This window comes from Flavobacterium sp. RSB2_4_14 (assembly GCF_051547085.1).
In the GTDB taxonomy this organism is placed as follows: Bacteria; Bacteroidota; Bacteroidia; order Flavobacteriales; family Flavobacteriaceae; genus Flavobacterium.
Genome location: NZ_JBPTTL010000009.1, coordinates 1 through 25,752, shown reverse-complemented (window position 1 = coordinate 25,752; position 25,752 = coordinate 1). Strand labels below are relative to the sequence as shown.

The window sequence follows — 25,752 nt, the reverse complement described above, 5'->3', positions numbered from 1 at the left end:
GCTAAACGATTTGAAATTCTGGAGTTTTTATCATGTTATTAAACAAGCGCATCACGGCGTTGTCCGCACCATCGGCTTTTGGATTGAAATCGTACTTTAAAATTGTTTCCCAATCTTTTTGTAGGTTTTCATTAGTCTGAAATAACAATCGGTCTTGTAGTTCGGCTATAATAGTTTTGTTATTGCCTGCTTTTGTCCAGTTCAAAGATACTTTAACCAATTGATTGATGTTTTCCTTTACCATGTCGTTATCCATAAACTGTGCTTTCCGACTGATGTTTTTACCGTTGCACAATAAATCGGCTACATTGTTGCGTTGTAAATAAATTTGTGATGTAAGCCATTCTTTTCCACCATTCCAACCTTTAACATTGGGTTGATTGAATAAATCCATGCCTTGTTGTTTCAAATAAAAAGCCAATAGTTTTGGACTTAGTTGTTCCACATTCAGCTCATTCATCACTTGCATAATATAAACTAACGGGTCTTTAATCTTGCTTCCTGCATTGTCTTTCGGGAATTCTTCTGTAAATATTTTAATTAATAATGGCTTTATTTCAAAATTAACTTTCCTAAAATAATCACCGTAATAAGTAACCAAAGTTTTCGATGGATTGTCATATATAAACCACTGTAATATTTTTCGAGTAATCAAATAAGGAATTGCTTTTTGCTCAAAAATGATGTCAACCATTTCGTCAATTTTGAATTTTCCAGTTTTACCAAAATAGGAAATTGTATCATTATTTTCTAAAAATCGTCGGTATTGTGCACTATTCTCACCAATGTTTAAACCTGCTAAACCTTTTGCGCCATTTTTTATATCTTCTTCTTTATAATTTCCTATTCCTAGAGTAAATAATTCTAGTAATTCTCTACTAAGATTTTCGTTAATTTTATCATTTTTATTATCTACATTATCCAAATAGCGCACCATGGCATTGGTTTGAATGATTTTTTTGGTCAATGTTTTGAAATTGCTAAAGGCATTTTCTCGTAGTATTTGATTGTGTTGGTAAATCCAATAATTGACTTTTACTTTTTGAAAAGTGCACACAAAATGATTGTGCCAGAAACACACCATTTTTTCTCTCAAAGGAAACTCATCGTTTATCATTTTTTGGAGCCACCAAGCTTTCATTTCCTGAGAAACTTGGAATTCTACTTTTAATAGTTCTTTTGCTTGTTCTGAATTAGAATTCTTTATTTCTTGCCGTTTTGATTTTAATTCTTCTAAAGATTTAGGACTTTTATCTAATAATTGAGGAACTTTTTTATCAAAAGGAGAAGCGAAGGATTTTTCAAGAAATGTAGGTAGGCCTAATTTTTCTATTTTGCTACTTTGTTTTCCTGAAAATCCTAATCGTAAAGACCAAAGGGTGTATTTGTTCATGATGATAAACTTTGATATTGGACTTAAATATTCTTATTAGGTTTAAATGTAAAATGATATTTTGTGAATTTGACAAGGAATATCAATTTTTAGTAACTAAAAATAAAAATAATGTATCTTTGGAACCAAATTTCTATCAAATGATTACCTCAGAAACGCACACCGAACTAGAACAGTATTTCCAACAATTTCGTCAAAATATTATTGGAATAAATCAAGAATTTGATTCGCCTTTTGGACGAAAAAAAATTGTTTATACTGATTGGACTGCAAGCGGAAGATTGTATCGTCCTATTGAGGAAAAAATGATGAATGAGTTTGGACCATTTGTAGCGAATACGCATACTGAAACTACTGTTTCAGGAACAGCTATGACCATGGCTTATCATGAAGCAAGACACATAATTAAAAAACATGTTCATGCCAACGATAATGATGTTTTAATTACTGATGGAACCGGAATGACAGGTGTGGTAAATAAATTCCAACGTATTTTAGGGTTACGCATTCCAGAAAATTTAAAAGAATTTACCATTATTCCAAAGGAATTAAAACCGATAGTTTTTATTTCTCATATGGAACATCATTCTAATCAAACCTCTTGGTTGGAAACTATTGCTGATGTAGTGGTTATTCCTGCTACAGAAGATGGATTGTTTTGTATTGATGAATTTCAAAAACTAGTTGAACAATACAAAGACAGAAGTTTTAAAATTGCTTCAATCACCTCTTGTTCAAATGTTACTGGAATAAGAACACCTTATCATGAAGTTGCAAAAATTATGCGCCAACATGGAGGAGTTTGTTTTGTTGACTTCGCTTGTTCTGGACCTTATGTTGATATCAATATGCATCCTGATAACGAAAGTTATTTAGATGCTATTTTCTTTTCTCCACACAAATTTTTGGGTGGTCCAGGAACTTCAGGAGTTTTGATTTTTAATAAAAATTTATATAAAAATAATGTACCCGATTGTCCTGGTGGAGGAACAGTGAGTTGGACAAATCCTTGGGGAGAACATAAATATATTGACAATATTGAAGATAGAGAAGATGGTGGAACACCAGGTTTTCTTCAAGTGATTAAAACGGCTTTGGCAATTCAGTTGAAAGAAAAAATGGGAGTTGAGCATATCTTGGAACGTGAACATGAAATTGTGGAATACATTTTTTCAGAGCTAAATTCCATTGAAAATATTCATATTTTGGCCAGCCAACATCAAGATAGGTTAGGGGTAATTTCTTTTTATATTGATGGTTTACATTTTAATTTGGGTGTAAAATTATTGAACGATAAGTTTGGCATTCAAACACGTGGCGGTTGCAGTTGTGCAGGTACTTATGGGCATTATTTGTTGCACGTTGACCAAGAAACCTCAAATGATTTGGTTTGCCAAATTAGTTCGGGCGATTTAATCAAAAAACCAGGATGGATTAGAATGTCTATACATCCAACTACCACAAATGAAGAAATTCAAATGGTTTGTGATAGCATTAAAAAATTAGCTAAACATCATGAAACTTGGGCAAAAGACTATGAATACAATTCAAAAACAAATGAGTTTGTTCATAAAGATGCCAAAAACAGCGAAGAAGTAATGGTGAAAAGTTGGTTTAAGTCGTAATTGGCTTTCTGTGTTTCCATCGTTTGTGTGTCCACAAATAATATTCAGGAACTTCGTAAATTTGTTTTTCCACTCTTCTCAAAAACTCATCTGAGATTTCATAGTTAGGAACATCTTTGGGATTGTCACACATAAGTTCAAAAGTAGCTTCATAATAACCTCGTTTTACTTTCTTAACTCTTAGGAATACAACATTCATGTCAAATCGCTTGGCAAGCATTTCAGCACCAGTATGAACAGGTGTTTCTATTCCCATAAATGCTGTCCAATGATAGGTTTTGCTTAACTGAGGTGATTGATCACTTGCAAACCCATATACGCCAAGATGTCCTAATCTTGCATTTTCTTGAATTACAGGAATTGTTTCTCTGGTGGTAATTAAAGTAGCTTTGAATTTTCCTCGAATATCTTTTACTAATTTATCAAAATACGAATTGGCTATTTTTTTATAAATTCCATATCCTTGAAATTGGATATGATAATTCATAGATATTGCCCATTCATAACTAGCATAATGAGCCATCATCACGGCAATACTTTTTCCTTTTTTCTCTAAATCTAAATACAGATTCATATTGGTAAATAAATACCTCTTTTCAATTTCTTTTCTTGAAATTGACAAGGTTTTTATCATTTCAAGAAACATATCACACAAGTGATGGTATGATTTCTTCTCTATTTCTAATCGTTCTTTTTCAGATAAATGAGGCAATGCCATGGCAATATTGTTGCGAACGACTTTTTTTCTATACCCTATGATATAATAAACTAAGAAATAGACAGTATCTGAAAAAAAATATAATAATCTGAAAGGCAAAATGGATATTAGCCAGATTATGGGATACAATAAAATGAAAGCGATGAATTGCATTGGAATATATTTATGCAAATATAAAGTTAATTGTTATTTTAATACTTTAACATTAACAAAACCTAAAGAAGTATTGTTATTTTTACACTCGAGACCTTTAGGTCGAACTGTACGAAGTAAAAAATATATCAATATGGATAACCTTTTTTTATTGGCTATAATTTTGGCCAATGTACTTTTCAGTATGAAAGGATTTAATGATGTTTCCTTTTTTAGAAAATACCAATTTCATGTAGGTAGTATTCGAGCTGGTGAACAAATTAGGATGATTTCTTCGGCATTTCTTCATGTTGATGTTGTCCATTTAGCTTTTAACATGCTGACATTATGGTTTTTTGCGCCTGTAGTTTATAGTTTTTTAGGCAATTTTTCATTTGTGTTGGTTTATTTTGGAAGTTTAATTTTTGGTAGTTTGTTGACCATGTTGTTTCATAAAGATGATTATAGTTACAGCGCTGTTGGCGCCTCTGGAGCAGTGACAGGTGTTTTATATTCCGCTATATTGTTGCAACCTGACATGATGTTAGGTATCTTTTTTATCATTCCTATTCCGGCCTATCTTTTTGGAATATTGTATCTGTTATATTCCATCTACGGAATGAAAGCCAAAAATGATAACATTGGTCACACGGCTCATTTCGGTGGTGCTGTTGGTGGATATGTTATAACATTGTTAAAAATGCCGTCTCTTCTACAAGATAATTTATTGATGGTTATTTTGTTAGCCATTCCTATAGTTATTCTTTTTGTAATGGCTAAAATGGGAAAATTGTAAATGGCACAACTTTTGAAATTAGTAATCTATAATCAAAAAACATAAAAAGTCATGAAGAAAGCAGTTGTAATGATCGCAGTATTTTTTGCTTTGGCAGTTCAAGCCCAAGAGCAAAGACCTCAAGTTCCTCAAATCTCTGTTACAGGTGAGGGTAAAGTAAAAGTAATTCCTGACCAAGCCATTGTTACCGTCGGTTTTCAAAACTCAGGCAAAGATGCCAAAGAGGTAAAAACATTAAATGATGAAGTAGTTGACAAAGTAATTAAGTTTCTTAAAAAAAGCGGCATTCCAGCTACTGACTATAAAACAAATACTGTTAGCTTAAATAAAAGTTATGATTACGAAAAAAAGAAATACAACTTTCAAGCTAATCAAACGTTGAGTATAACACTTAAAGATTTGACAAAATATGATGATATCATGATGGGTTTGAATGATGCTGGAGTGAATTCTATTCAAGGTGTAGAATTCAAATCATCCAAAATGGAAGAGTATGAAAAAGAGGCTAGAAAAAAAGCCATGATCAATGCCAAACAAAAAGCAGCTGATTATGTTTCTGTGCTAGGACAAAAAGTGGGCAAAGCTTTATTGATAACAGATAATTCGCAAGTTTATATTCCACAGCCGATGTACAAAGGAAATATGATGGCTATGGCTGAAGATAAAAGTGCACCAAGAGAAACTTTAGCAGTAGGTGAAATAGAAATAAATACTAATGTAAGCGTGACTTTTGCTTTGGAATAAGTCAAACAACAACTTATGAAAATTCCCTTTTTGAATATTCAAAAAGGGAATTTTTTTTATAGGAAAACTTTATTTTTTAGGTAATGGTGCACCAACGGCAACCGCACAATCATGGCCAGCCTGACCGTGAGGTGGATTCATTCCTGGTGCTGTAACTGTAGTTGCCGCATTTGGATTTAAAATAGCAGGAGCTGATGCTGGCGTTGTTTGTGCATTTGTAGTTGTCGAAGTTGTAAATGTAGGCTGTTGCGTAATAGTTGCTCCAGGCTTTGGTTTACTTACTGGGGAATTTAGTGGAGCACCAACCGCTATGTCACATCGATGTCCAGCTTGTCCGTGTGGTGGATTCATTCCTGGTTTAGTGACCACAGGATTTGGTGTAACTGTTTGAATATTTTGCGGCGCATTTTGATTTTGAACTGGAGCCACATTTTGTGAAACAGCTTGTTGCATGTTTGCCTGAGCAGGAATAGCCTGTACTCTCGGAATAATTATTTCTTTTGGTGTATTACTTGGAGAGTCACTCACAGTTTCTTCTTCTTTTTTACAAGAAATGAATAGAATAGCAAATAATACTAGCGAATTAAAGACAAGTTTTGATTTCATATATATTTTTTTTATCAAATATAACTTTTTTAAACAAAAGAACAAATTCACTAAAAATGAGTTCATTCATTTTAAAACAAAAAAAACGCTCAAATGAATTTAGCGTTTTTCCTTATTATAATATTTATTTGTGGGGAGAGCAGGATTCGAACCTGCGAAGATGTAATCAGCGGATTTACAGTCCGCCCTCGTTGGCCGCTTGAGTATCTCCCCATCGCTAACAGCGACTGCAAATATAAAAACACTTTTGATGTTCACAAACAAAATAAACTTATTTCGTTCACTCTTTTTTTAATCTTTTGGTTTTGAGTGAAATAAAAAAATCTCCCGAGGGAGATTTGATTTATATTTTTTGAAATACCTTATTTTTTTGATAAAAGTTCATTGATTTTTGATTTTAAACTTTCTCCATTCAAATCTATTGCAATTATTTTTCCATTAGAATCTAGTAAAAAAGTTGTTGGAATTTGAGTTATTCCATATTGTAATGCAATTGGATCTTTCATCTCTTTCAAATTTGATACTTGCGTCCAAGTTAATCCATCTTTTGCAATTGCACTTTTCCAATTCTCGGCATTATCATCAAGAGAAACACTTATAATGTTTAAGCCTTTCTTATTAAATTCATTGTAAAGACTGACAACTTCTGGATTTGCTTCTCTACAAGGTTGACACCAAGATGCCCAAAAATCAATTAAAGTAACTTTACCCAGACTTTCTTTTAAAGAAATTAATTTTCCATTGGGAGTTGGTGCTTTAAAATTTGGTGCAATATCACCAATAGTAATGCTTACTTTAGGACTGGTTTTTTTTTTAAAAGAGCAAGGTTTTGTTTAATAGATTTACCTGGTTTAGTATTTTTCAATGACTCATCCAATGAATTGAATACTTTTTCTACGTCTTTTTCAGTAAAGTTTCTATTGTTGAACATTGCTTGTGTAATCAACACACTAATGAAAGATTTTGGATGTGTTTTAGGATAATTGAAAGTATAATCAGTCATTTCTTTTTGAATGATATCATACTCTTTTTTCAACTTGTTCATAACAACAGTATCATTGGTTTTTTGTGCTTCTTCAATGATAGTTTTGTTTTTGATTTGAAAGTCCATCACACTTTTTTGTAGTTTTTTCTGGATTTTGTTTGATTCTATACCAAATTTAGAAAACTCATCATTATTATAAGTTCCACCCATTTTTGATTTGAAAACACTGTCTTTATCAACTTCAACGGTTATTTCTCCACCTTCAAGAATTACTGGTACTTTTCCATTGAGTTTATCAACTTGAATAAAATGAATTTCTGGCTCACCAGTTTTTCCTTTAATTTCAAACTTTCCATCTACTATTTTAACTGTATCGAGAGCTGTAATTCCCATTCCCATTGGACTTTGTTTTTCTAGATAAACAAGACCTGTTTTCATACCTTTTACGGTTCCTGTAATAATATATTCACCTTCAGCAAGTTTATTACAAGAAAATAAAACTACAGCAATGGTTACTAAAAGAATAATTTTTTTCATTTTTTTGATTTAAATTTTTAAAGATTGCAAATGTATTTAAATTGCAGTGTTTTAAATAAATTTTTAATGATTTTTTTAAAGATTTATTTTAAGGTTGAAGGACAAACAAATTTGGTGCAAGGTACATCCGTTTGTTTGATGCCACTCATCCCTTTTTCTATATTGATTAAATTGTGAATCCCTCTTGATTTTAAGATAGAAGCCATGATTACGGAACGATAACCTCCAGCGCAATGCAAAAAGAAATTTTTGTCTTTTGGCACGGTTTGAAAGTTTTCATTTATGCTATCAAGTGGAATGTTGATCGCGTTTTCTACATGCTCTGCCTCAAATTCACTAGGTTTTCGGGCATCAACAATAATACTGTTTTTAGTTAATTGTTTTGAAAAATCTTCTGGTGTTATTGAATCTATTGAGTCAGTTTCAAAACCTGCTTTTTTCCATTCGGCAATTCCACCTTTTAAATACCCCAAAACATGATCAAAACCAACTCGAGATAATCTTGTAATGGTTTCTTCTTCTTTTCCTTCAGGAATAATCAATAGTAGTTTTTGATTTACATCTCTAAGCAATGAACCAACCCAAGGAGCAAAATTTCCTTGAATTCCTATAAAAATTGAGTTTGGAATATGCGCTTTTACAAAATCATTTTCGTGTCTAACATCTAAAACGACTACATCATCTTGATTGGCAACAGTTTCAAATTCAGTTGGTGATAAGCCAATATTACTTTTGTTAATTATAGAATCTAAACTATCATACCCTTTGATGTTTAACATTACATTTTGAGGGAAATAGGCAGGTGGAAGTCCTAAACCATCCAGTAATTCTTTAGTGAATTCTTCTTTGGTCATATCGGCACGAAGGGCATAATTGGTTTTCTTTTGATTGCCCAAAGTATCGGTAGTCTCTTTGCTCATGTTTTTGCCACAGGCACTTCCTGCTCCATGACTTGGGTAAACAATTAAATCATCCGATAAAGGCATGATTTTGTTACGTAATGAGTCAAAAAGATAGGAAGCCAATTTTTCTTGGGTTAATTCTTCAGTCAATGCTTGCGCTAAATCTGGGCGACCAACATCGCCTATGAAAAGAGTATCTCCAGTTATAATTCCATGTTGTTTGCCATTTTCATCAGTCAAAAGATAACAAGTGCTTTCGAGTGTGTGTCCTGGTGTATGGATTGCTTTTATAGTGTAATTACCTACTTTAAATTCTTGATTATCAGTAGCGATAATAGCATCAAATTCAGGATTAGCAGTTGGTCCGTAAACAATTTTCCCACCACTTTTTTGTGCTAAATCTAAATGACCAGAAACAAAATCGGCATGGAAATGGGTTTCAAAAATATATTTTATTTTGGCGTTATCTTTTTGAGCTCTATCAATATAAGGTTGAACTTCTCGAAGTGGATCAAATATTGCCGCTTCACCGTTATTCTCTAAATAATAAGCAGCTTGGGCAATGCAACCGGTGTATATTTGTTCTATTTTCATAGTTGTAAATTTTATACAAATTTAAAGATAAGATGACTAGAATTAAAGATTTTTAGAATACTTTATGAAAAAATTTCCTTGTAAAGAATAATCAGAGACATCACTAAAACGAAGATGCCAAATATTTTTTTTAGTAATTTTTCATTAATATATTTTTGAATATAAAGTCCAGTGAAAATTCCAACAACGGCTATTGTAGTAAAAAATAATAGAAACGACCAATCCATAGTTGTATTTTGAACATCACCAAGAAAGCCAATCAATGAATTTATTGTGATAATTAAAAGTGATGTTCCAATGGCTTTTTTCATGGGTAATTTTGCCAGCTTTATGAGCGCAGGAATTATCAAAAATCCGCCACCAGCACCAATCAAACCTATAAGTATTCCAACAAAAAATAATTCAACAAAAACTGCAATTTTGGATTTGTTTTTTTCTTCAATAGCAGTAGTTTCTTTTTTGTCTTTTAGCATAGAATAAGCTGCCATAAACATTACTATGGCAAACAATAACATCAAAAAAGTCTCTTTTGATAATTGAAAAGAACCAAAATAGAAGATAGTATCGGGTATTTTTGGGACTATAAATTTTCTAGTAAGATATACACCAATTACAGAAGGAAAGGCAAATTGAATGGCCGTTTTTGGTGCGATTAATTTTTTTCTAAAATTTTGAATGCTTCCAAAAGCGGAAGTGGTTCCAACTATAAATAAAGAATAAGCTGTGGCAATTATTGGATTTAAATTTAAAATATAAACTAAAACAGGAACGGTTAATATTGAACCGCCACCACCAGTAATTCCTAAAACAATTCCAATTAAAAACGCACCAAAGAAACCTAAAATTTCTAACATTAATTTAGTGTAAAAATCATAGTGTAAAAATAACATAATTGTTTCAGAAGAAGACTTTATTTTATTTGAATTATTTATTACGAAATCACTTTTCTTAAAGTTTTTTCTTTACTAAATAGCAATTAATTGTTAATTTATAGTTCGTTTTGTTAGTTTTGGTAGACATGTAAATATATTTGATGCTTAATAAATACCACAATGTTTAAAAATTTACTTTCGTTCCTTTTAGTTCTTGTTTTTTCAATTTCAAATGCTCAAGTTTTCATCAATGAATTAGACTCCGATACGCCAAGTACTGATGACAAAGAATTCATAGAATTAAAATCTACAATTCCCAATTTTCCCCTTGATGGTTATGTTTTAGTGTTATTTAATGGTTCAGGAAGCCAAGCTAATTTGAGTTATTATGTCATTGATTTAGATGGTCTAACAACCGATGTTAATGGTATAGTAGTCATTGGAAATAATTTAGTTTCTCCAGTTCCAACTAGGCTTTTACCCGATAATATTTTCCAAAATGGTCCCGATGGTGTTGGTTTATATATAGGAAATTCAACAGATTTCCCAAATCTTTCTCCAGCTACAACAACCAATATAATTGACGCAATTGTCTATGAAACTACCGATCCAGATGCAACTGCATTAATGGCTGCATTGGGAGTAACCATTCAAATAGACGAAAATGCAAACGGTGCACAAACAACACAATCTATTCAGAGAAAAAATGATGGAACTTGGGAAGCCAAAACTCCAACACCAGGAACAAATAATGATGGTAGTGGTTTTGTTTATAATGGAATTACTATTTCCACAACAGCAACCCAGTTCAATGAAGGACAATTATTTACAATTACTTTTATTACTCAAACTAATGTAACTGGAAGTAATCTTAATTTTAATTTCTCACTTTCAAGCGGTAATTTTAATACTTCGGATTACACAGGAAGTGTAGCTGTTTCCATCCCTGTTGGTTCCAATAGTTATACAGCAACAATACAATTAGTTGATGATACAAATGATGAAGGAGACGAAATAGCCAAAATAAAATTTGGAACATTGCCATCTGGATACAACAGACGTAATGATAATATTGAAATTAGAATTATAGATAATGATTTTACTGTTGCAGCTTGGGGAACACCTTTAAATCCAACTTATGGAATAGTAACAAGTACAGCACCTACTGGTTATTATTCATCATTAGAAGGAAAATCAGGTAGTGTTTTAAAACAAGCCATTCAAGATATTATAGCCAATCCAAGTGTGGTTCGAGCACATAATTATGGTGATATTGAAACTATTTTGAAAAAAGCAGATCAAAACCCTTTAAACAGTAATCAAGTTTGGTTAATGTATGTTGAACAACCTCGATCTAAACTAGATTTTCAAGAAACAGGTATCAATACAGGAAAATGGAACAGAGAACATATTTATCCTCAATCACGCGGTGGATTTACCGATGGAACTTCTTCTATTCCTGATGGAATAAATGTTTGGTTGCCAACTAACGCTGATGATATTCTTGCTGGTCATGCCGATGCACATCACTTACGAGTTGAAGATGGTGCTGAAAACAGTTTACGAGGAAATAGAGATTATGGTGAATATCTTGGTCCAGTTGGTACACAAGGAAGTTGGCGTGGTGATGTTGCAAGAGCACTTTTTTATATGGCAGTTCGTTACAATGCCTTGAGTGTTGTGAATGGAAATCCTGCTAATACTACAGTGGGACAAATTGGGGATTTAGCCTTACTATTGCAATGGAATCAAACTGATCCAAGAGATGATTTTGAAATGAATAGAAATAATTACATCTATACTTGGCAAGTGAATAGAAATCCGTTTATTGATTATCCAAACTTGGCCGATTATGTTTTTGGAGCTAATTTTGGTCAACCATGGTTTTCAACTTTATCCAATACTAGTTTCGATGAAAGTAAAATTGTTCTTTATCCAAATCCTGTAGGGAATTCATTTACGATTTCTGGAGTTGATACTGAAAGCACTATACAAATTTTCAATAGCTTAGGAGCGAAAGTCTTAGAAACTAAGTTTAACTCACAACAGACTTTTGCACTTGATGTTGCTTCAGGAATTTATTTTGCTAAAATATCATCTGATTCTAAATCAATTGTTAGGAAAATTATCGTGGAGTAATTATGGACAATTATCCATTGAAAAAAAATGTATTCTTGCAATATGAACGATAATTTCCTAAATGAATTTTTTGGAATAGGAATCCAAAATGGAAAAACTCCTGAAAACCTTGGTGTTTTGTGGCGATCAGCTCAAAATTTTGGAGCAAGTTTTATTTTTACTATTGGAAACAGATATGCCAAACAAGCTTCGGACACACATAATGCGGTGAAATCAATACCGTATTTTCATTATGAAGATTTTGAGGATTTTTTTAAAAATTTACCAAAAGGTGCAAGGCTAGTTGGTGTAGAATTAGATGAAACTGCCGAAGATTTAGAAACTTTTCAACATCCAAGAAGATGTGTTTATTTACTAGGTGCTGAAGATAATGGATTAAGTAAACAAGCTATTGAAAAATGTCATTTTTTAGTAAAATTTAAATCAGAGAAAAGTTTAAATGTTTCTGTTGCAGGAAGTATAGTGCTTTATGATAGAGGAATCAATAAGCCAAGGTCATAAAATTAATTTTCTCCACATTAGTTTTACTTTCCGATACAAAAGTTAGCAAAAATATTTCCTAAAAGTTCATCATTGGTCACTTCTCCCGTAATTTCGCCGAAGTAATACAATGCTTGTTTAATATCTATTGCCATTAAATCTGAAGGTAATCCGCTGTTTAGTCCAAATTTCACTTTTTGAATTTCTTCCAATGCTTTTAAAAGTGAATCGTAGTGACGTGTGTTGGTAACTATCGTTTCATTATTGCGCAAAGCACCAGTATTTACAAACGAAAATAATTGGTTTTTTAAATCTTCAATTCCTTGTTTTTCTTTAGCAGAAAGCAATAAAATATTTGGAATTTGAGTGGTAAGATTTAATACTTCTTTCTTCGAAAGTTTGTCTGATTTATTGCCAATAACAATTAGTGCCTTTAATGGAAACTGATTTTTTATTTTTTCCAGTTCAACTTGAACTTCTTTCAAATTTTCATTGTCCAAGGTCAATTGAGAACTATCAATTAAGTAAATGACTACTTGCGCTTGTTCGATTTTTTCAAAGGTTTTTTTGATACCAATACTTTCTACAACATCTATCGTTTCCCTGATTCCCGCTGTATCAATAAAACGAAATCCTATACCATTGATGACCAATTCATCCTCAATAGTATCGCGTGTAGTTCCTGCAATTTCGGAAACTATGGCGCGTTCTTCATTTAATAAAGCATTTAACAACGTGGATTTCCCAACATTGGGTTCGCCAACAATGGCTACAGGAATTCCGTTTTTTATAACATTTCCAACGGCAAAAGAGTCTATCAATCGTTTTAAAACAAACTCAATTCGGTTTAATAAAGCTGCGAATTGTGTTCTGTCTGCAAACTCAACATCTTCTTCGGCAAAATCTAATTCCAATTCGATAAGCGATGCGAAATTCAACAGTTCTTCTCTCAATCTAGCAATTTCATTACTGAAACCACCTCGCATTTGTTGCATTGCTATTTGATGACTAGCTTCATTATCCGAAGAAATTAAATCGGCAACAGCTTCTGCTTGTGATAAATCAAGTTTTCCGTTCAAGAAAGCACGTAAAGTAAATTCTCCAGCTTGTGCCATTCTACAACCTTTTCGCAATAATAATTGTATAATTTGTTGCTGAATGTAAGTTGAACCATGACAGGAAATTTCAATTACATCTTCACCAGTATAAGAATGTGGATTTTTGAAAATTGAAAGTAAAACTTGGTCATATACTTTTGAATTTTCAACAATATGTCCAAGATGAATAGTATGCGTTTTTTGTTTGGCAATAGATTTTCCAGAAACCGATTGGAATACTTGCTCTGCAATGGTTAGAGCAGCTACACCCGAAATTCGAATTACAGCAATAGCTCCAGCACCAGAAGGTGAAGCAAGGGCAACAATAGTTTCTTGTGAAATCATTTTTAAATTTTTGTCAAAGTTACTAAAACTAAATAAGTATTGATTTAATTAAAAAACAACAACTACAATTTTGGTAAATAATTTATTATCTGATAATTATCATTTTTAATTCCTTATAATAATCGTAAATTTGAGAGTACATAAATTCTATCACCATGAAAAAAATTCTTTTACCAATAGATTTTTCTGAAACTTCAGATAATGCCTTTGTATATGCTCTTGAAATGGCTAAAATATTCAAAGCCGAGTTGGTTTTATTGCATACGTTTGAGTTGCCGATAGTTGATAGTCAATCGCTTCCTTTGAATTATGCTATGATTTATGAAACCATTGAGTTGACTAATTTTGATCATTTTAAAGAGAAAATGCCGAAATTACACACTATTGCAGAGCAAAGAAATTTGAGTCATATCGCAATGAGTCATATTTTAATGGACGGCGATTTGGTTTATAATATTAAAAAAGTGGTCAAACAAGAAAATATCGATTTTGTAGTAATGGGAACTAAAGGCGCCGAAGGTTGGTTAGACTCTTTCCTTGGAACGAATACAGGTTCTGTTATTTCAGATGTTTCAGTTCCTGTATTGAGTGTTCCAATTGGTGCTAAGTTCAGTAAATTTGAAAACATTGCTTTTACCACACGTTTTAGAAAAAAAGACATCGAAGCTTTGGTTAAAGTAGTATTGATGGCCAAAAAACTTCATGCTAAAGTGAAATGTTTACACGTTAAAACTTCTGATTCAGATGTGAATACCGATACTATCAATAGATGGAAATCTCATTTTGAAGATGAGGAAAACTTGCAATTTTTTATAATTCCTAGTGATGAAGTAAATGAAACGATTGAAGATTTTCTAGTCACTCAAGATATTGATTTATTGGCAATGCTTACCTATAAAAGAAACTTTTTTGTGGAGCTTTTCACCAATACTACCACTCAAAAATTATCTTATCATTTAAAAACACCAATATTAGCATTTCACGAATAATCTATCTAAATAAAAGAAAATTATTGGTTTTAATAAATTAATTATATTTGTTAAACTAATAGTTAGTCAAATGAAGTTATTACTCTCTTTTTTTTTCTTTGTTTTTTCGTTTTTATTATCAGCGCAGCATTCCACAATTTCGAAAAATTCTTTTTTGAGATATGATGATTATAAAAGGTTAAAAGAGAAGAAAGAAGTTAATATTGACTCCTTGGGTTTTAGGATATTTAATAATGATACATTAGTTGAGATTACTCCATTGGATAGAAAAGGTGTAAGTGTCCCTTATGAATACAAAGACAGTATCTTTTTGAACGAATATAAGAAGTTGGTTTATAATAGAAACAATCAAAAGCTAATTCCAACAAGAAAAGTCTATATGAGACATTGGAAAACTGAAATAAAAGTTTATTTTGACTCAACAGTAACTTATACAAATAAAAGAGAGTTAATTAAATTTTTTAAATACTTAGATGAAGAAATAGATTCTCTTAAAATTTCGGTTGTGAATGCTAAATCAAAATCAAATTATTTTATTTATTTCATGAATAAACCAACTGATATTAATTGGGAAGAGAGAATAAAACCTACGAATGGATATTATATATATTGGGATGGAAAACAGAGAATATACAATGGTACATTGAAACTAGACACTCAAAAAATATTTAACCAAAAGCAACAGATTACTACATTAAAGAAAGATTTTCTATTTTCATTAGGTAATTTTTATAGTATACAAAATTCGGATTGTAAAAGTTATTTTTCTACTTGTTTTTCAGTAGATAAGGAATTAACTGAAAAGGATATTGAGTTATTAAAATATCATTATTCCTATGGAATTTGTAAAGGAACTGATTTAGAAACTTTCGAAGAAAACCATAGAAGTGCTCAAGAGAGAATGAAAACAGATCCAAAAGTTAAAATGGAGTTTCTACATCCAACAGAATAAAAAAAGCGTCTCAAATATAAATTGAAACGCTTTCTGGTTTTATTTCGGTTAGTTTATTTAGTTATTCAACATTACTGGCATTACAAGCATAGTAACGGTTTCTCCTTCATCAAGACCGTCTATTGGAGTTAAAATTCCAGCGCGGTTTGGCATTGACATTTCTAGCATAATTTCATCTGAAGTTAAATTGGTCAACATTTCCGAAAGAAAACGAGAGTTGAACCCAATTTGCATATCATCACCTTGATAATCACAAGTCAAACGCTCTTCAGCTTTGTTCGAATAATCAATATCTTCGGCAGAAATATTCAATTCAGCTCCAGCAATTTTCAAACGAATTTGGTGTGTAGTTTTGTTAGAGAAAATGGCAACACGACGCACAGAATTCAATAATAAAACTCTGTTAATCATTAATTTGTTTGGATTTTCTTTTGGAATTACCGCTTCGTAGTTTGGATATTTCCCATCAATTAAACGACAAGTCAATACATAACTATCAAAATTGAAAGTAGCATTCGAATCATTGTATTCAATGGTAATATCAGATTCAGAAGTTCCTAAAATGCTTTTCAAAATATTCAAAGGTTTCTTAGGCATTATGAAATCAGCCACTTCAGAAGCTTTTACATCTGTACGAGCATATTTCACTAATTTGTGAGCATCTGTGGCTACAAAAATTAAACCTTCGGGAGAAAATTGAAAAAAGACACCGCTCATTACAGGACGTAAATCATCATTTCCGGCAGCAAAAATAGTTTTGCTAATGGCAGTTGCTAAAACATCTGAAGGAACAACAGTAGAAGACGGATTGTCTAGACTTACTGATTTTGGAAATTCTTCTCCTGGAGCATAAGCAATGGCATATTTCCCTGAATTAGAACTAATTTCGATAGTACTGTTTTCTTCAACAGTGAAAGTCAATGGTTGCTCTGGAAATGTTTTTAGAATATCCAATAATAATTTTGCAGGAACAGCAACACTTCCTTTGCTAGTAGAATCAATTTCCAATGTAGCCGACATGGTTGTCTCTAAATCAGAAGCTGATACTGTTAACGTTTTGCTATCCAATTCGAATAGAAAATTATCTAAAATAGGCAAAGTATTGCTGCTATTGATAACGCTACCTAGAACTTGTAGTTGTTTTAATAAGTAGGAACTCGATACTATAAATTTCATCCGTGGTTTTTATTTGTTTCTTAATGGAAGATGGAACGTGAACGTTTCATCTGAATTTTTATTTATTTTTTTAATGATGGAATGCTACGCATTTCATATAAATTTAATTTTTACAAATATATCTTAAACAAAGAGATTTCAAAAAGTTTTTTATTAACATTACTTGCTGTATTTTCTCTTGCGCAAAAGGGTAAAAACTACACCAAAAAGCAACAGAATAACTATTGGAACTGCAACAGTTATGACTTGCGAATGAGTATAATTGTCATACACTTTTTGTTTGTCCAAAATAGGTAAATCAACTTCTTTACTGCGAATGTTAATAAGTCCATTATCATCCAAGAGATAATTGACGCAATTCATCAAAAACTCTTTATTGGCATATAAATTATTAGTCCATTTGTCATAACCCAATTCCAAGGGTTGGCCATTTTTATCCAATTGATTTTTAATTACGTCACCGTCAGAAATCACAACCATTTTATTGCTCTTTCCTTTGTTTTTAAAAGTATCATCTTTAAAAGGTAACACTCTATTTTCATACATGGAACGAAATTTTCCTTCTAATAAAACAGCCACTGGAAAGTTTCCTTGATTGACGAAATCCTTTGGTTCTGGTCTTGCAGTTACCATTTTCAAATTGACTTCCGATGGTGTTCCCATCAATTTTGAATATTTTGACGATTGTAATAAAATAGTTTTTTTAATATCGTTTTTCAACGGTTCAATCGGACTTGCAAATTCAAATTTTATTCCATCTAGATTACTCACTATTGGATTGTTTGTTGTTGGATAAATCATTGGCGAAAAAAACCAAGGATATTGGGTGTATTGTGTAGCACTTCCTTGTTCTCCAGTAGCCAAAGCGATTGGGGTATTTTGTAAATCAAAAATCAAATCTGGTCGCATTCTAACGCCATATTTGAAGAACATGTCGTTCAAATTCAAATCTCTCGGAAAAGCCAAATTGGAACCAGTTTCATTATACAAACTGTCCATTTCCATATTGACTTGGTCAACAAGCCAGAGTGTTTTTCCGCCGTTAATGATAAATTGATCCAAGACTTGTTTCTCTTCATCGGTAAAGGTTTCTGTTGGTTTGGCAATTATAGCCAAATCATATTTTTTTAGGTATTTTAAAGTTTCATTCGGACTTTTGGCTACAGAGTCCAATGTAAATGGTCCAATATAATAATTGTCTTTTACAGAACGAATAAAATCAGCGATATAACGATCAGGAAGTTCACCGTTTCCGTTCATAATCACTACTTTCTTTTGCTTTGCTTTGGCTACAGTGTTAATTGCATTTGCAAAAGCATATTCAAGATGTTGCACAGAACTTACTACTTTTTCTGCGGTTGAAGCACCCATCATATTTTTAAGAAGGGGTACTTTCACAGAACGGTTTGCACAAGTGGCCACTGCCCATGGAAAAACAACTTCTTGAGTTTGTTGGCCTTTGTCATTTACAGTAACATTCACAGGTGTTAAACCACGTTCAATAAAGGATTGCATGGTTGCTTCTTTCTCGTCTTCCTCTTCTAATGGATTTACAAATTGGAAGATGATATTCGGATTTTCGGCTTTGAATTCCTCTAGTAATTGTTGGGTTTCGGTTTGTAATTTCTTGAATTCACCCGGAAATTCTCCTTCTAAAAAAACATCAACGTAAAGAGGTTCTTTTACTTCTTTAACGATGTTTAATGAGGTTTGAGATAATGTATATCTTTTATCTGCGGTCAAATCAAATCGTTTGAAAACAAAATGACCTGCCAAGTTCAAGACCACAATTAGTGCAACTGTAGTTAGAATTTTTTTAAAGTTATTTTTAGTAGCGCTCATTACGATTTTAAGGATTTTAATTTAAAAACAGTGAATGATAAAAACAAAAATGCCACACTGATAAAATACAAAACATCTCTTGTATCAATTACACCTCGCGACATACTTTTGAAGTGATAATCCATTCCAATTCTAGCAATGGCATCTTCAAAACCTTTGACATAGTTTGCAATTCCTTCAAAACCATAATAAAAAATAAAACACAAAAACACCGAAAGTAAGAAAGCTACAATTTGATTTTCTGAAAGTGTTGAAGTAAAAATCCCAATAGCGGTGTAGGCAGCGACTAAAAATAATAAGCCAAAATAGGAACCCATTGTGCTTCCTAAGTCAATATTTCCTTCGGGTAATCCTAAGCTCGATATAACGTAAACATAAACCAACGTTGGTACTAAAGCAATGACAATTAATAGAAACGAACCTAAAAACTTTCCGTTTACAATTTGCCAAATTGATAATGGTTTGGTCAACAATAACTCAATAGTACCTTGTTTTTTTTCATCCGAAAAACTGCGCATCGTTACCGCTGGAATGAGAAAAATCAATATCCATGGTGCTAAAGTGAAAAACGGACTTAAATCAGCAAAACCGCTTTGTAAAATGTTGTATTCTCCATCAAAAACCCAAAGGAACAAGCCGTTGAGCAAAAGAAAAACGGCAATAACCATATATCCAATAGGCGAACCAAAGAAGGATTTTATTTCTCGTAATGCGATTGATTTCATTTAAATTATAATTATTTAAAGTTTCAGGTTTAAAGTTTCAGGTTTTTTAACTTGGAACGTTAAACTTTAAACCAAAGAAACTAATTTATTTACACTCCACGCTTCGGGTTTGTCATTGAATAATTTTTTGGTAAATGTCCAAACTTCATCAAATAACGCCGATTTTCTGTAATTCTCCAAATCAGCTTCAGTTTCCCAATAACTATAGGTAAAGAAAATACAAGGATTGTTTTGGTCTTGGTATAATTCTAATAAACGATTCCCTTCTGCACCTCTTATTTTTTCTTTGATACTATCGAAATTTTCCAAAAACTTCGGAATATTTTCTTCGTGAAAGCTCATTTTTACTATTCTGATGAACATATTTTTATCTAATTTTTAAAATCTATTGTCACTACATCTCTATAACTTAATCCCAATAAACTATTTGCAGAACCCACCGTGTTAGGGTTGCTTTTGAAAATAGCAATTTCCAGAAAACCTGCTTCATTAAATATAGCAAGTTTTTCTCCCTCAAAATGTTTTATAGGATATTTATCAGATATGCCAATATCTGAGTATTTTGGTAAAATGGTTTTTATGGTTTTGTTCTTAAATTGGATTTCATAAGGTCGACTTTTACTTATTTCTAAAAATAATTTCTTAGATATATTAGTCACGGCATTGCCCAAATGATCACTGTAAATAACATAACCCTTTATTTGGTTATCCTGAACTATTGCTTGTAATTCGGTGACTTCTTTTATCATTTTTATTTCTTTGCCAATAACATTCAGTAAACCTCCTTTAGCCAAATGGCATGCCACTTTTACAAATACATCCAAATCAGTTGCATCACTGGGTAATCTGTCATGAATAGTAATGGTAACCAATTTTTGTGGAATAATTTTTTGAATTAACATACTTAAAATTCCATTATCAGCACAAATGAAGTAATGGTCGTTCCATTGCATGGCAATGTGTTGGTTTTCGGAATTTAATTCAATGTCAACACCAATTAAGTGAACAGTTCCTTTTGGAAAACTACTGTAAGCTGCACCTATTATGTAGGCAGCTTCTGCAACATTAAAAGCATCTATATTATGTGAAATATCAATAATTGTAGCTTCACGAAACTCTGATAACAATTTACCTTTTAAAGCACCTACAAAGTGGTCTTTTAATCCATAATCGGTCGTTAAGGTAATTATTGACATAAATTGTTTATAACTTGGTGGAAATAGGATTTCAAAATTGTAAAACCTATTCTTTTATTTAATTAAATTTGAATGCAAAGCTAATAATTATCTAGCGAATTATTTTAATTTAATACTACCGCTTTTGAACGAACGTATCATTGAATTACACGACATCGCACCAAAAGAATTTTGGGGCGCTCAAGATGCACATCTTGAAACGATTAAAAGGTACTATCCAAAACTCAAAATTGTAGCACGAGGTACAACTCTGAAAGCATTTGGCGAAAAAGAAGAACTTGATGAGTTTGAAAATCGCTTCAATCGCTTGATGTTGCATTTTACACGCTATAATAATATTGATGACAATGTCATTGAAAGAGTGATACATAGCAATTCACATGAAGAGCAACGTATGCCTGATAGCGATAAAATTTTGGTACATGGAATAGGAGGAAAGCTTATCAAAGCTATGACACCTAATCAACAAAAAATGGTAGATATCATTCAAAAAAATGACATGATGTTTGCTGTTGGTCCAGCCGGAACGGGGAAAACCTATACAGGAGTTGCCTTAGCGGTAAAAGCACTGAAAGAAAAGCAGGTAAAAAGAATTGTTTTAACGCGTCCTGCGGTTGAAGCTGGCGAGAATTTAGGTTTTCTTCCTGGTGATATGAAAGAAAAATTAGATCCTTACATGCAACCTTTATATGATGCTTTGCGAGATATGTTGCCTCCGCAAACTTTGGAAGATTATATTTTAAAAGGTATCATTCAGATTGCTCCGTTAGCGTTCATGCGTGGTCGAACGTTGGATAACGCTTTTGTAATCTTGGATGAAGCACAGAATACGACACATTCGCAAATGAAAATGTTTTTAACGCGTATGGGTAAAAATGCGAAGTTTATCATCACCGGTGATCCAGGACAAGTAGATTTACCACGCCGAACTATTTCGGGTTTAAAAGAAGCAATTTTGGTTTTGAAGGATATTGAAGGTATTGGTATCATTTACCTAGACGATAAAGATATTGTACGACACAGATTAGTTAAAAAAGTAATTGATGCGTATAAGAGCATAGAAAATAATGATTATTAGTTTCTAGTAATATCGAAAGTGAAACCCTATCAAGTATAATTTGATAGGGTTTCTTTTTTTATTTTGAATTGATGACTAAAAAAGTAATCTCAAATTCCTATTTTTGCATCCACAACAACACATTATAATGAACACAATTACAACTACTAATTTTCATTTTCCAAATCAAAAATCTGTTTATCGTGGCAAAGTCCGTGAAGTCTATAACATCAATGATGAGTTGTTAGTTATGATAGCGACTGATAGACTTTCTGCTTTTGATGTCGTAATGCCAAAAGGAATTCCTTATAAAGGACAAATCTTAAACCAAATCGCTACCAAGTTCATGCATCTTACGGCTGATATTGTACCCAATTGGCTCATCGCAACTCCCGATCCAAATGTTGCTGTAGGACATCTTTGTCAACCATTTAAAGTAGAAATGGTTATTAGAGGATATCTTTCAGGTCATGCTGCTCGTGAATATGCTTTAGGTAAAAGAACCATTTGTGGAGTAAATATGCCTGAAGGATTAAAAGAAAATGACAAATTTCCAACACCAATAATTACTCCAACTACAAAAGCTGATAATGGTTCTCACGATGAAGATATTTCTCGTGAAGAAATTTTAACAAAAGGAATTGTTTCAGAAGAAGATTATTTAGTTTTAGAAAAATACACTAGAGCTTTGTATCAAAGAGGAACTGAAATAGCAGCTAGTAGAGGTTTGATTTTGGTAGATACTAAATATGAATTTGGAAAAACCAAAGACGGTGTTATAGTATTAATCGATGAAATTCATACGCCAGATTCTTCTCGTTATTTCTACGCAGAAGGTTATAAGGAAAGACAGGATAAAGGAGAAGAACAAAAACAATTATCAAAAGAGTTTGTTCGTCGTTGGCTTATTGAAAATGGTTTTCAAGGAAAAGAAGGACAAGATATTCCTAATATGACAGATGAATACATAGAAACAGTTTCAGAGCGTTACATTGAATTGTATGAAAAAATACTTGGAGAAAAATTCATAAAAGCAGATATTTCAAATATTTATGAACGTATTGAACACAATGTATTGCAATTTTTGAAATCATAAGACAGTTCCTAGTCCAAAAAAATAAGAACCACGTGTAAGCGTGGTTTTTTTTTGTTTGTTAAAAATACGTTAATTGTTGATTATTAATGAAACTAATGAAACTTTTAATAGTCTTATAGACATAAATATCTTTATTAGGGTATTTTGTTTTAAAAGTTAAATTTATGTTAAAATTAAGTACTATGCAATACAAGATACATGTTTATAGATATATATTTGCATAGAATATTAATAAGTATAAAAATATAATCAACAATAAAAATTAATCATCATGAAAACAACATTTATTTATTTAGGACTAGTTGCTTTAAGTTTTAATCAAACAATAGTGGCTAATGAATTAAAAGAACAAGAGTTTAATCAGCAAAAAGAATTTAAGACTGAGGTTTATGAAAATATACTTCTAGAAAGTAAAAAAGACACTTCAGAACAGCAAATTCTATACAATTTTGATGAGAGTAATTCAAACGAATCGGCTATTTTTGATCCAAATACGGTTATAAGTTCGTCTTATAAAATTAGAGTTGAAGACGTTATTGAAGAAAACAACTTGATTACTGAAGCAAAAAAAGAAATATTTCAACCAATTTCATTAGAAAGAACACTTGAAGATGATATTTATGAATACAATCAAATTATTGAAAGTAATGATACAAATGAGGTTTATCCTTTAGACTTTGAAAAAATCAATCGTTCAATTCAATGTGTTAAAGTTTCAAATAACAACGCAACAATTATAATAGATTTAAAGTTATAAGTTTAGATTATTGAAATTTAATAGAAAACTAAAATAGCAAAAAGCATCCCAACTAAATCGGGATGCTTTTTTCTTTTTCTGTTATTTGAAATAAGAAAAATTATGGTCTGTTTCAATTCTCAATAAACTCTCATAAATTAATGTAATCACATTTTCAACATCATCACGGTGAACCATTTCAACTGTGGTATGCATATAACGAAGAGGTAGTGAAATTAATGATGATGGAACACCGCCATTACTATAAGCAAAAGCATCAGTATCTGTTCCTGTTACGCGGGAAGTTGCATGTCGTTGAAAAGGAATTTTATTTTTTTCGGCAGTTTCAACAATTAAGTCTCTTAATGTATTATGAACGGCTGGAGCATAAGCTATAACTGGTCCTTTACCCATTTGTAAATCGCCCTCGATTTTCTTTTCAATCATTGGTGTTGTTGTATCATGACAAACATCAGTGACAATGGCGACATTTGGTTTTATAGTTTGGGTAATCATTTCGGCACCACGAAGACCAATTTCTTCTTGAACAGAATTAACTATGTAAAGACCAAACGGTAATTTCTTTTTATTTTCTTTTAATAAACGTGCCACTTCAGCAATCATGAAGCCACCCATTCTGTTATCGATAGCTCGACAAACAAATTTATTTTCATTTAAAATCATAAATTCATCAGGATACGTTATCACACAGCCAACATGAATGCCTAATTTCTCAACCTCTTCTTTAGTCGAACAACCACAGTCAATAAATATATTATGTAAAGAAGCATTTTCTTCCTTGCCCCGATTTCGGGTATGGATAGCTGGCCAACCAAAAACGCCTTTTACAATTCCATTTTTGGTATGAATATTTACTCTTTTTGAAGGTGCAATTTGATGATCTGAGCCACCATTTCTTATAACATATATTAATCCTTCAGCAGTTATATAATTCACATACCATGAAATTTCATCGGAATGACCTTCTATTGCTACTTTGAATTTGGCTTCAGGATTTATAACTCCAACTGCGGTACCATATGTATCTGTAATAAATGTATCTACATATGGTTTTAAATAGTTCATCCATAGTTTTTGTCCAGCAGACTCGTAGCCAGTAGGTGATGCATTATTTAAATAATTTTCTAAAAATGATAATGATGTTTTAGTAAGTATTGATTTTGTTGCCATAAATTTTTTTTTGCTAAAATATAAATTTGGCATTACAGTTGTTAAGGATATTCTATATTTTTACCATAAAATTATTTTACATGAAAAAGTTGTTTTTTTATATTTCGTTATTTCTGATTTCATCTTATTCAAATGCACAAATTGCGAAAGATTCTATTCAAAAAAAAGAGCTAAGTGTTGAAGAGAGTGATACCATTCTTGACGAACCAATCCAATTAGAAGAAGTCATTGTATATAAAGAGAAATTAACTCCCGAAGAAAAAAAACAATTCCTTCTTCTTCAAAATAGAGTTTATAAAGTTTACCCTTTTGCAAAGACTGCAGCAGAAAGGCTTACCATAATGAACAAGAACATGGATAAGTTAAAAACAAATAAAGAAAAAAAGAAATACTTTAAAATAGTTGAAGATTACATGGAGAATGAATTTACAGGTCAACTAAAAAAACTTTCACGCAAACAAGGACAAATATTAGTTAAACTAATACACCGCCAAACAGGTTTTACTACTTACGATCTTATTAAAGATTATAAAAATGGATGGAAAGCGTTTTGGTCAAACAATACAGCTAAGCTTTTTGATATAAATCTTAAAACAAAGTACCTTCCATATGAAGTAAACGAGGATTTTTTAATAGAAAGCATTTTAGATAGAGCTTTCAATAGGGGAAGACTCGTTGCTCAAAAATCTGCTAATCCGTTAGATATAGATGAACTTACTGATTTTTGGCATGAAAAAGCGTCAAAAAAGTAACTTATTATTTCACTTCGACTTGCACTTTCGGGATTTTCCCTTTCTCATTTCAATCAAAAACTATTGGGTTTAAAT

25 protein-coding genes and 1 tRNA gene are annotated in these 25,752 nt (G+C 31.8%); 11 read left to right on the top strand and 15 right to left on the bottom strand.

Translation table 11 applies throughout. The annotated features are described in order from the left end of the window. Position 1: 1 nt before the first annotated feature. Positions 2-1,393, bottom strand: coding sequence for a DUF1800 domain-containing protein (locus tag ACSVH2_RS13045; RefSeq protein WP_438093619.1), 1,392 nt, complete (start codon positions 1,391-1,393; stop codon positions 2-4). A 140-nt stretch (positions 1,394-1,533) separates the two neighbouring features. Between ACSVH2_RS13045 and ACSVH2_RS13040 the strand changes: the two genes are divergently transcribed. Further along, positions 1,534-3,018 (top strand): aminotransferase class V-fold PLP-dependent enzyme, encoded by a 1,485-nt coding sequence (locus tag ACSVH2_RS13040; RefSeq protein ID WP_438093618.1) that lies wholly within the window; start codon positions 1,534-1,536, stop codon positions 3,016-3,018. On the opposite strand, the gene ACSVH2_RS13035 is transcribed toward ACSVH2_RS13040, so the two are convergent. Next, complete coding sequence (locus ACSVH2_RS13035) at positions 3,008-3,889, bottom strand: lysophospholipid acyltransferase family protein (protein WP_438093617.1); 882 nt, start codon at positions 3,887-3,889, stop codon at positions 3,008-3,010. The genes ACSVH2_RS13040 and ACSVH2_RS13035 overlap by 11 nt on opposite strands. Positions 3,890-4,022: 133 nt before the next feature. Here ACSVH2_RS13035 and ACSVH2_RS13030 point away from each other — a divergent pair, with 133 nt between their 5' ends. Beyond that, positions 4,023-4,664 (top strand): rhomboid family intramembrane serine protease, encoded by a 642-nt coding sequence (locus tag ACSVH2_RS13030; protein ID WP_438093616.1) that lies wholly within the window; start codon positions 4,023-4,025, stop codon positions 4,662-4,664. Positions 4,665-4,715: 51 nt separating this feature from the next. After that, positions 4,716-5,408, top strand: coding sequence for an SIMPL domain-containing protein (locus ACSVH2_RS13025; protein WP_438093615.1), 693 nt, complete (start codon positions 4,716-4,718; stop codon positions 5,406-5,408). 69 nt (positions 5,409-5,477) lie between these two features. Here ACSVH2_RS13025 and ACSVH2_RS13020 read toward each other — a convergent pair whose 3' ends face one another. The 6 genes from ACSVH2_RS13020 to ACSVH2_RS12995 all read right to left on the bottom strand — a co-directional run bounded on the left by ACSVH2_RS13020 (position 5,478) and on the right by ACSVH2_RS12995 (position 9,886). After that, positions 5,478-6,014: a hypothetical protein gene (locus tag ACSVH2_RS13020; protein ID WP_438093614.1), complete on the bottom strand. Its 537-nt coding sequence runs from the start codon at positions 6,012-6,014 to the stop codon at positions 5,478-5,480. 131 nt (positions 6,015-6,145) lie between these two features. Further along, positions 6,146-6,227: transfer RNA gene (locus ACSVH2_RS13015), tRNA-Tyr, on the bottom strand. Between the two features lie 149 nt (positions 6,228-6,376). Beyond that, complete coding sequence (locus ACSVH2_RS13010; RefSeq protein ID WP_438093700.1) at positions 6,377-6,787, bottom strand: TlpA family protein disulfide reductase; 411 nt, start codon at positions 6,785-6,787, stop codon at positions 6,377-6,379. A gap of 17 nt (positions 6,788-6,804) precedes the next feature. After that, positions 6,805-7,536, bottom strand: coding sequence for a DUF4369 domain-containing protein (locus ACSVH2_RS13005; protein WP_438093613.1), 732 nt, complete (start codon positions 7,534-7,536; stop codon positions 6,805-6,807). An 83-nt stretch (positions 7,537-7,619) separates the two neighbouring features. Then, entirely contained in the window at positions 7,620-9,032 is a 1,413-nt protein-coding gene (locus tag ACSVH2_RS13000) for an MBL fold metallo-hydrolase (protein ID WP_438093612.1), read from the bottom strand. 62 nt (positions 9,033-9,094) lie between these two features. Further along, the gene (locus tag ACSVH2_RS12995) at positions 9,095-9,886 is read right to left on the bottom strand and encodes a sulfite exporter TauE/SafE family protein (protein WP_438093611.1); all 792 of its coding nucleotides are present in this window, start codon (positions 9,884-9,886) and stop codon (positions 9,095-9,097) included. 198 nt (positions 9,887-10,084) lie between these two features. Between ACSVH2_RS12995 and ACSVH2_RS12990 the strand changes: the two genes are divergently transcribed. Together ACSVH2_RS12990 and ACSVH2_RS12985 are read left to right on the top strand one after the other, a co-directional pair. After that, positions 10,085-12,043, top strand: coding sequence for an endonuclease (locus tag ACSVH2_RS12990; RefSeq protein WP_438093610.1), 1,959 nt, complete (start codon positions 10,085-10,087; stop codon positions 12,041-12,043). A 42-nt stretch (positions 12,044-12,085) separates the two neighbouring features. Then, on the top strand, positions 12,086-12,544 hold the full coding sequence (locus ACSVH2_RS12985; protein WP_438093609.1) for an RNA methyltransferase: 459 nt from the start codon (positions 12,086-12,088) through the stop codon (positions 12,542-12,544). A gap of 23 nt (positions 12,545-12,567) precedes the next feature. Here the strand turns inward: ACSVH2_RS12985 and mnmE are convergent, their stop codons facing one another. Beyond that, positions 12,568-13,965, bottom strand: a complete 1,398-nt coding sequence (gene mnmE, locus ACSVH2_RS12980) for a tRNA uridine-5-carboxymethylaminomethyl(34) synthesis GTPase MnmE (protein WP_438093608.1) — start codon at positions 13,963-13,965, stop codon at positions 12,568-12,570. A 155-nt stretch (positions 13,966-14,120) separates the two neighbouring features. On the opposite strand from mnmE, the gene ACSVH2_RS12975 reads away from it, so the two are divergent. Together ACSVH2_RS12975 and ACSVH2_RS12970 are read left to right on the top strand one after the other, a co-directional pair. Further along, on the top strand, positions 14,121-14,954 hold the full coding sequence (locus ACSVH2_RS12975) for a universal stress protein (RefSeq protein WP_438093607.1): 834 nt from the start codon (positions 14,121-14,123) through the stop codon (positions 14,952-14,954). Positions 14,955-15,024: 70 nt separating this feature from the next. After that, positions 15,025-15,906 (top strand): hypothetical protein, encoded by an 882-nt coding sequence (locus ACSVH2_RS12970; RefSeq protein WP_438093606.1) that lies wholly within the window; start codon positions 15,025-15,027, stop codon positions 15,904-15,906. A 57-nt stretch (positions 15,907-15,963) separates the two neighbouring features. On the opposite strand, the gene dnaN is transcribed toward ACSVH2_RS12970, so the two are convergent. From dnaN to ACSVH2_RS12945, 5 genes are all read right to left on the bottom strand, one after another. Beyond that, positions 15,964-17,082 (bottom strand): DNA polymerase III subunit beta, encoded by a 1,119-nt coding sequence (dnaN, locus tag ACSVH2_RS12965; protein WP_438093605.1) that lies wholly within the window; start codon positions 17,080-17,082, stop codon positions 15,964-15,966. 159 nt (positions 17,083-17,241) lie between these two features. Then, positions 17,242-18,924 (bottom strand): gliding motility-associated ABC transporter substrate-binding protein GldG, encoded by a 1,683-nt coding sequence (gene gldG / locus ACSVH2_RS12960; RefSeq protein WP_438093604.1) that lies wholly within the window; start codon positions 18,922-18,924, stop codon positions 17,242-17,244. After that, entirely contained in the window at positions 18,924-19,649 is a 726-nt protein-coding gene (gene gldF, locus ACSVH2_RS12955) for a gliding motility-associated ABC transporter permease subunit GldF (protein ID WP_438093603.1), read from the bottom strand. The genes gldG and gldF overlap by 1 nt, the downstream gene beginning before the upstream one ends. Positions 19,650-19,715: 66 nt before the next feature. Continuing rightward, positions 19,716-20,012: a putative quinol monooxygenase gene (locus tag ACSVH2_RS12950; protein ID WP_438093602.1), complete on the bottom strand. Its 297-nt coding sequence runs from the start codon at positions 20,010-20,012 to the stop codon at positions 19,716-19,718. An 8-nt stretch (positions 20,013-20,020) separates the two neighbouring features. Next, entirely contained in the window at positions 20,021-20,845 is an 825-nt protein-coding gene (locus ACSVH2_RS12945) for an SAM hydrolase/SAM-dependent halogenase family protein (RefSeq protein WP_438093601.1), read from the bottom strand. A gap of 124 nt (positions 20,846-20,969) precedes the next feature. Between ACSVH2_RS12945 and ACSVH2_RS12940 the strand changes: the two genes are divergently transcribed. From ACSVH2_RS12940 to ACSVH2_RS12930, 3 genes are all read left to right on the top strand, one after another. Next, positions 20,970-21,923 (top strand): PhoH family protein, encoded by a 954-nt coding sequence (locus ACSVH2_RS12940; protein ID WP_438093600.1) that lies wholly within the window; start codon positions 20,970-20,972, stop codon positions 21,921-21,923. Positions 21,924-22,050: 127 nt separating this feature from the next. Beyond that, entirely contained in the window at positions 22,051-22,998 is a 948-nt protein-coding gene (locus tag ACSVH2_RS12935; RefSeq protein ID WP_438093599.1) for a phosphoribosylaminoimidazolesuccinocarboxamide synthase, read from the top strand. 271 nt (positions 22,999-23,269) lie between these two features. Next, positions 23,270-23,755, top strand: a complete 486-nt coding sequence (locus ACSVH2_RS12930; RefSeq protein WP_438093598.1) for a hypothetical protein — start codon at positions 23,270-23,272, stop codon at positions 23,753-23,755. An 81-nt stretch (positions 23,756-23,836) separates the two neighbouring features. On the opposite strand, the gene ACSVH2_RS12925 is transcribed toward ACSVH2_RS12930, so the two are convergent. Continuing rightward, positions 23,837-24,925 (bottom strand): M42 family metallopeptidase, encoded by a 1,089-nt coding sequence (locus ACSVH2_RS12925; protein WP_438093597.1) that lies wholly within the window; start codon positions 24,923-24,925, stop codon positions 23,837-23,839. A gap of 80 nt (positions 24,926-25,005) precedes the next feature. Here ACSVH2_RS12925 and ACSVH2_RS12920 point away from each other — a divergent pair, with 80 nt between their 5' ends. Beyond that, positions 25,006-25,677: a DUF4294 domain-containing protein gene (locus tag ACSVH2_RS12920; RefSeq protein WP_438093596.1), complete on the top strand. Its 672-nt coding sequence runs from the start codon at positions 25,006-25,008 to the stop codon at positions 25,675-25,677. Positions 25,678-25,752 lie beyond the last annotated feature (75 nt).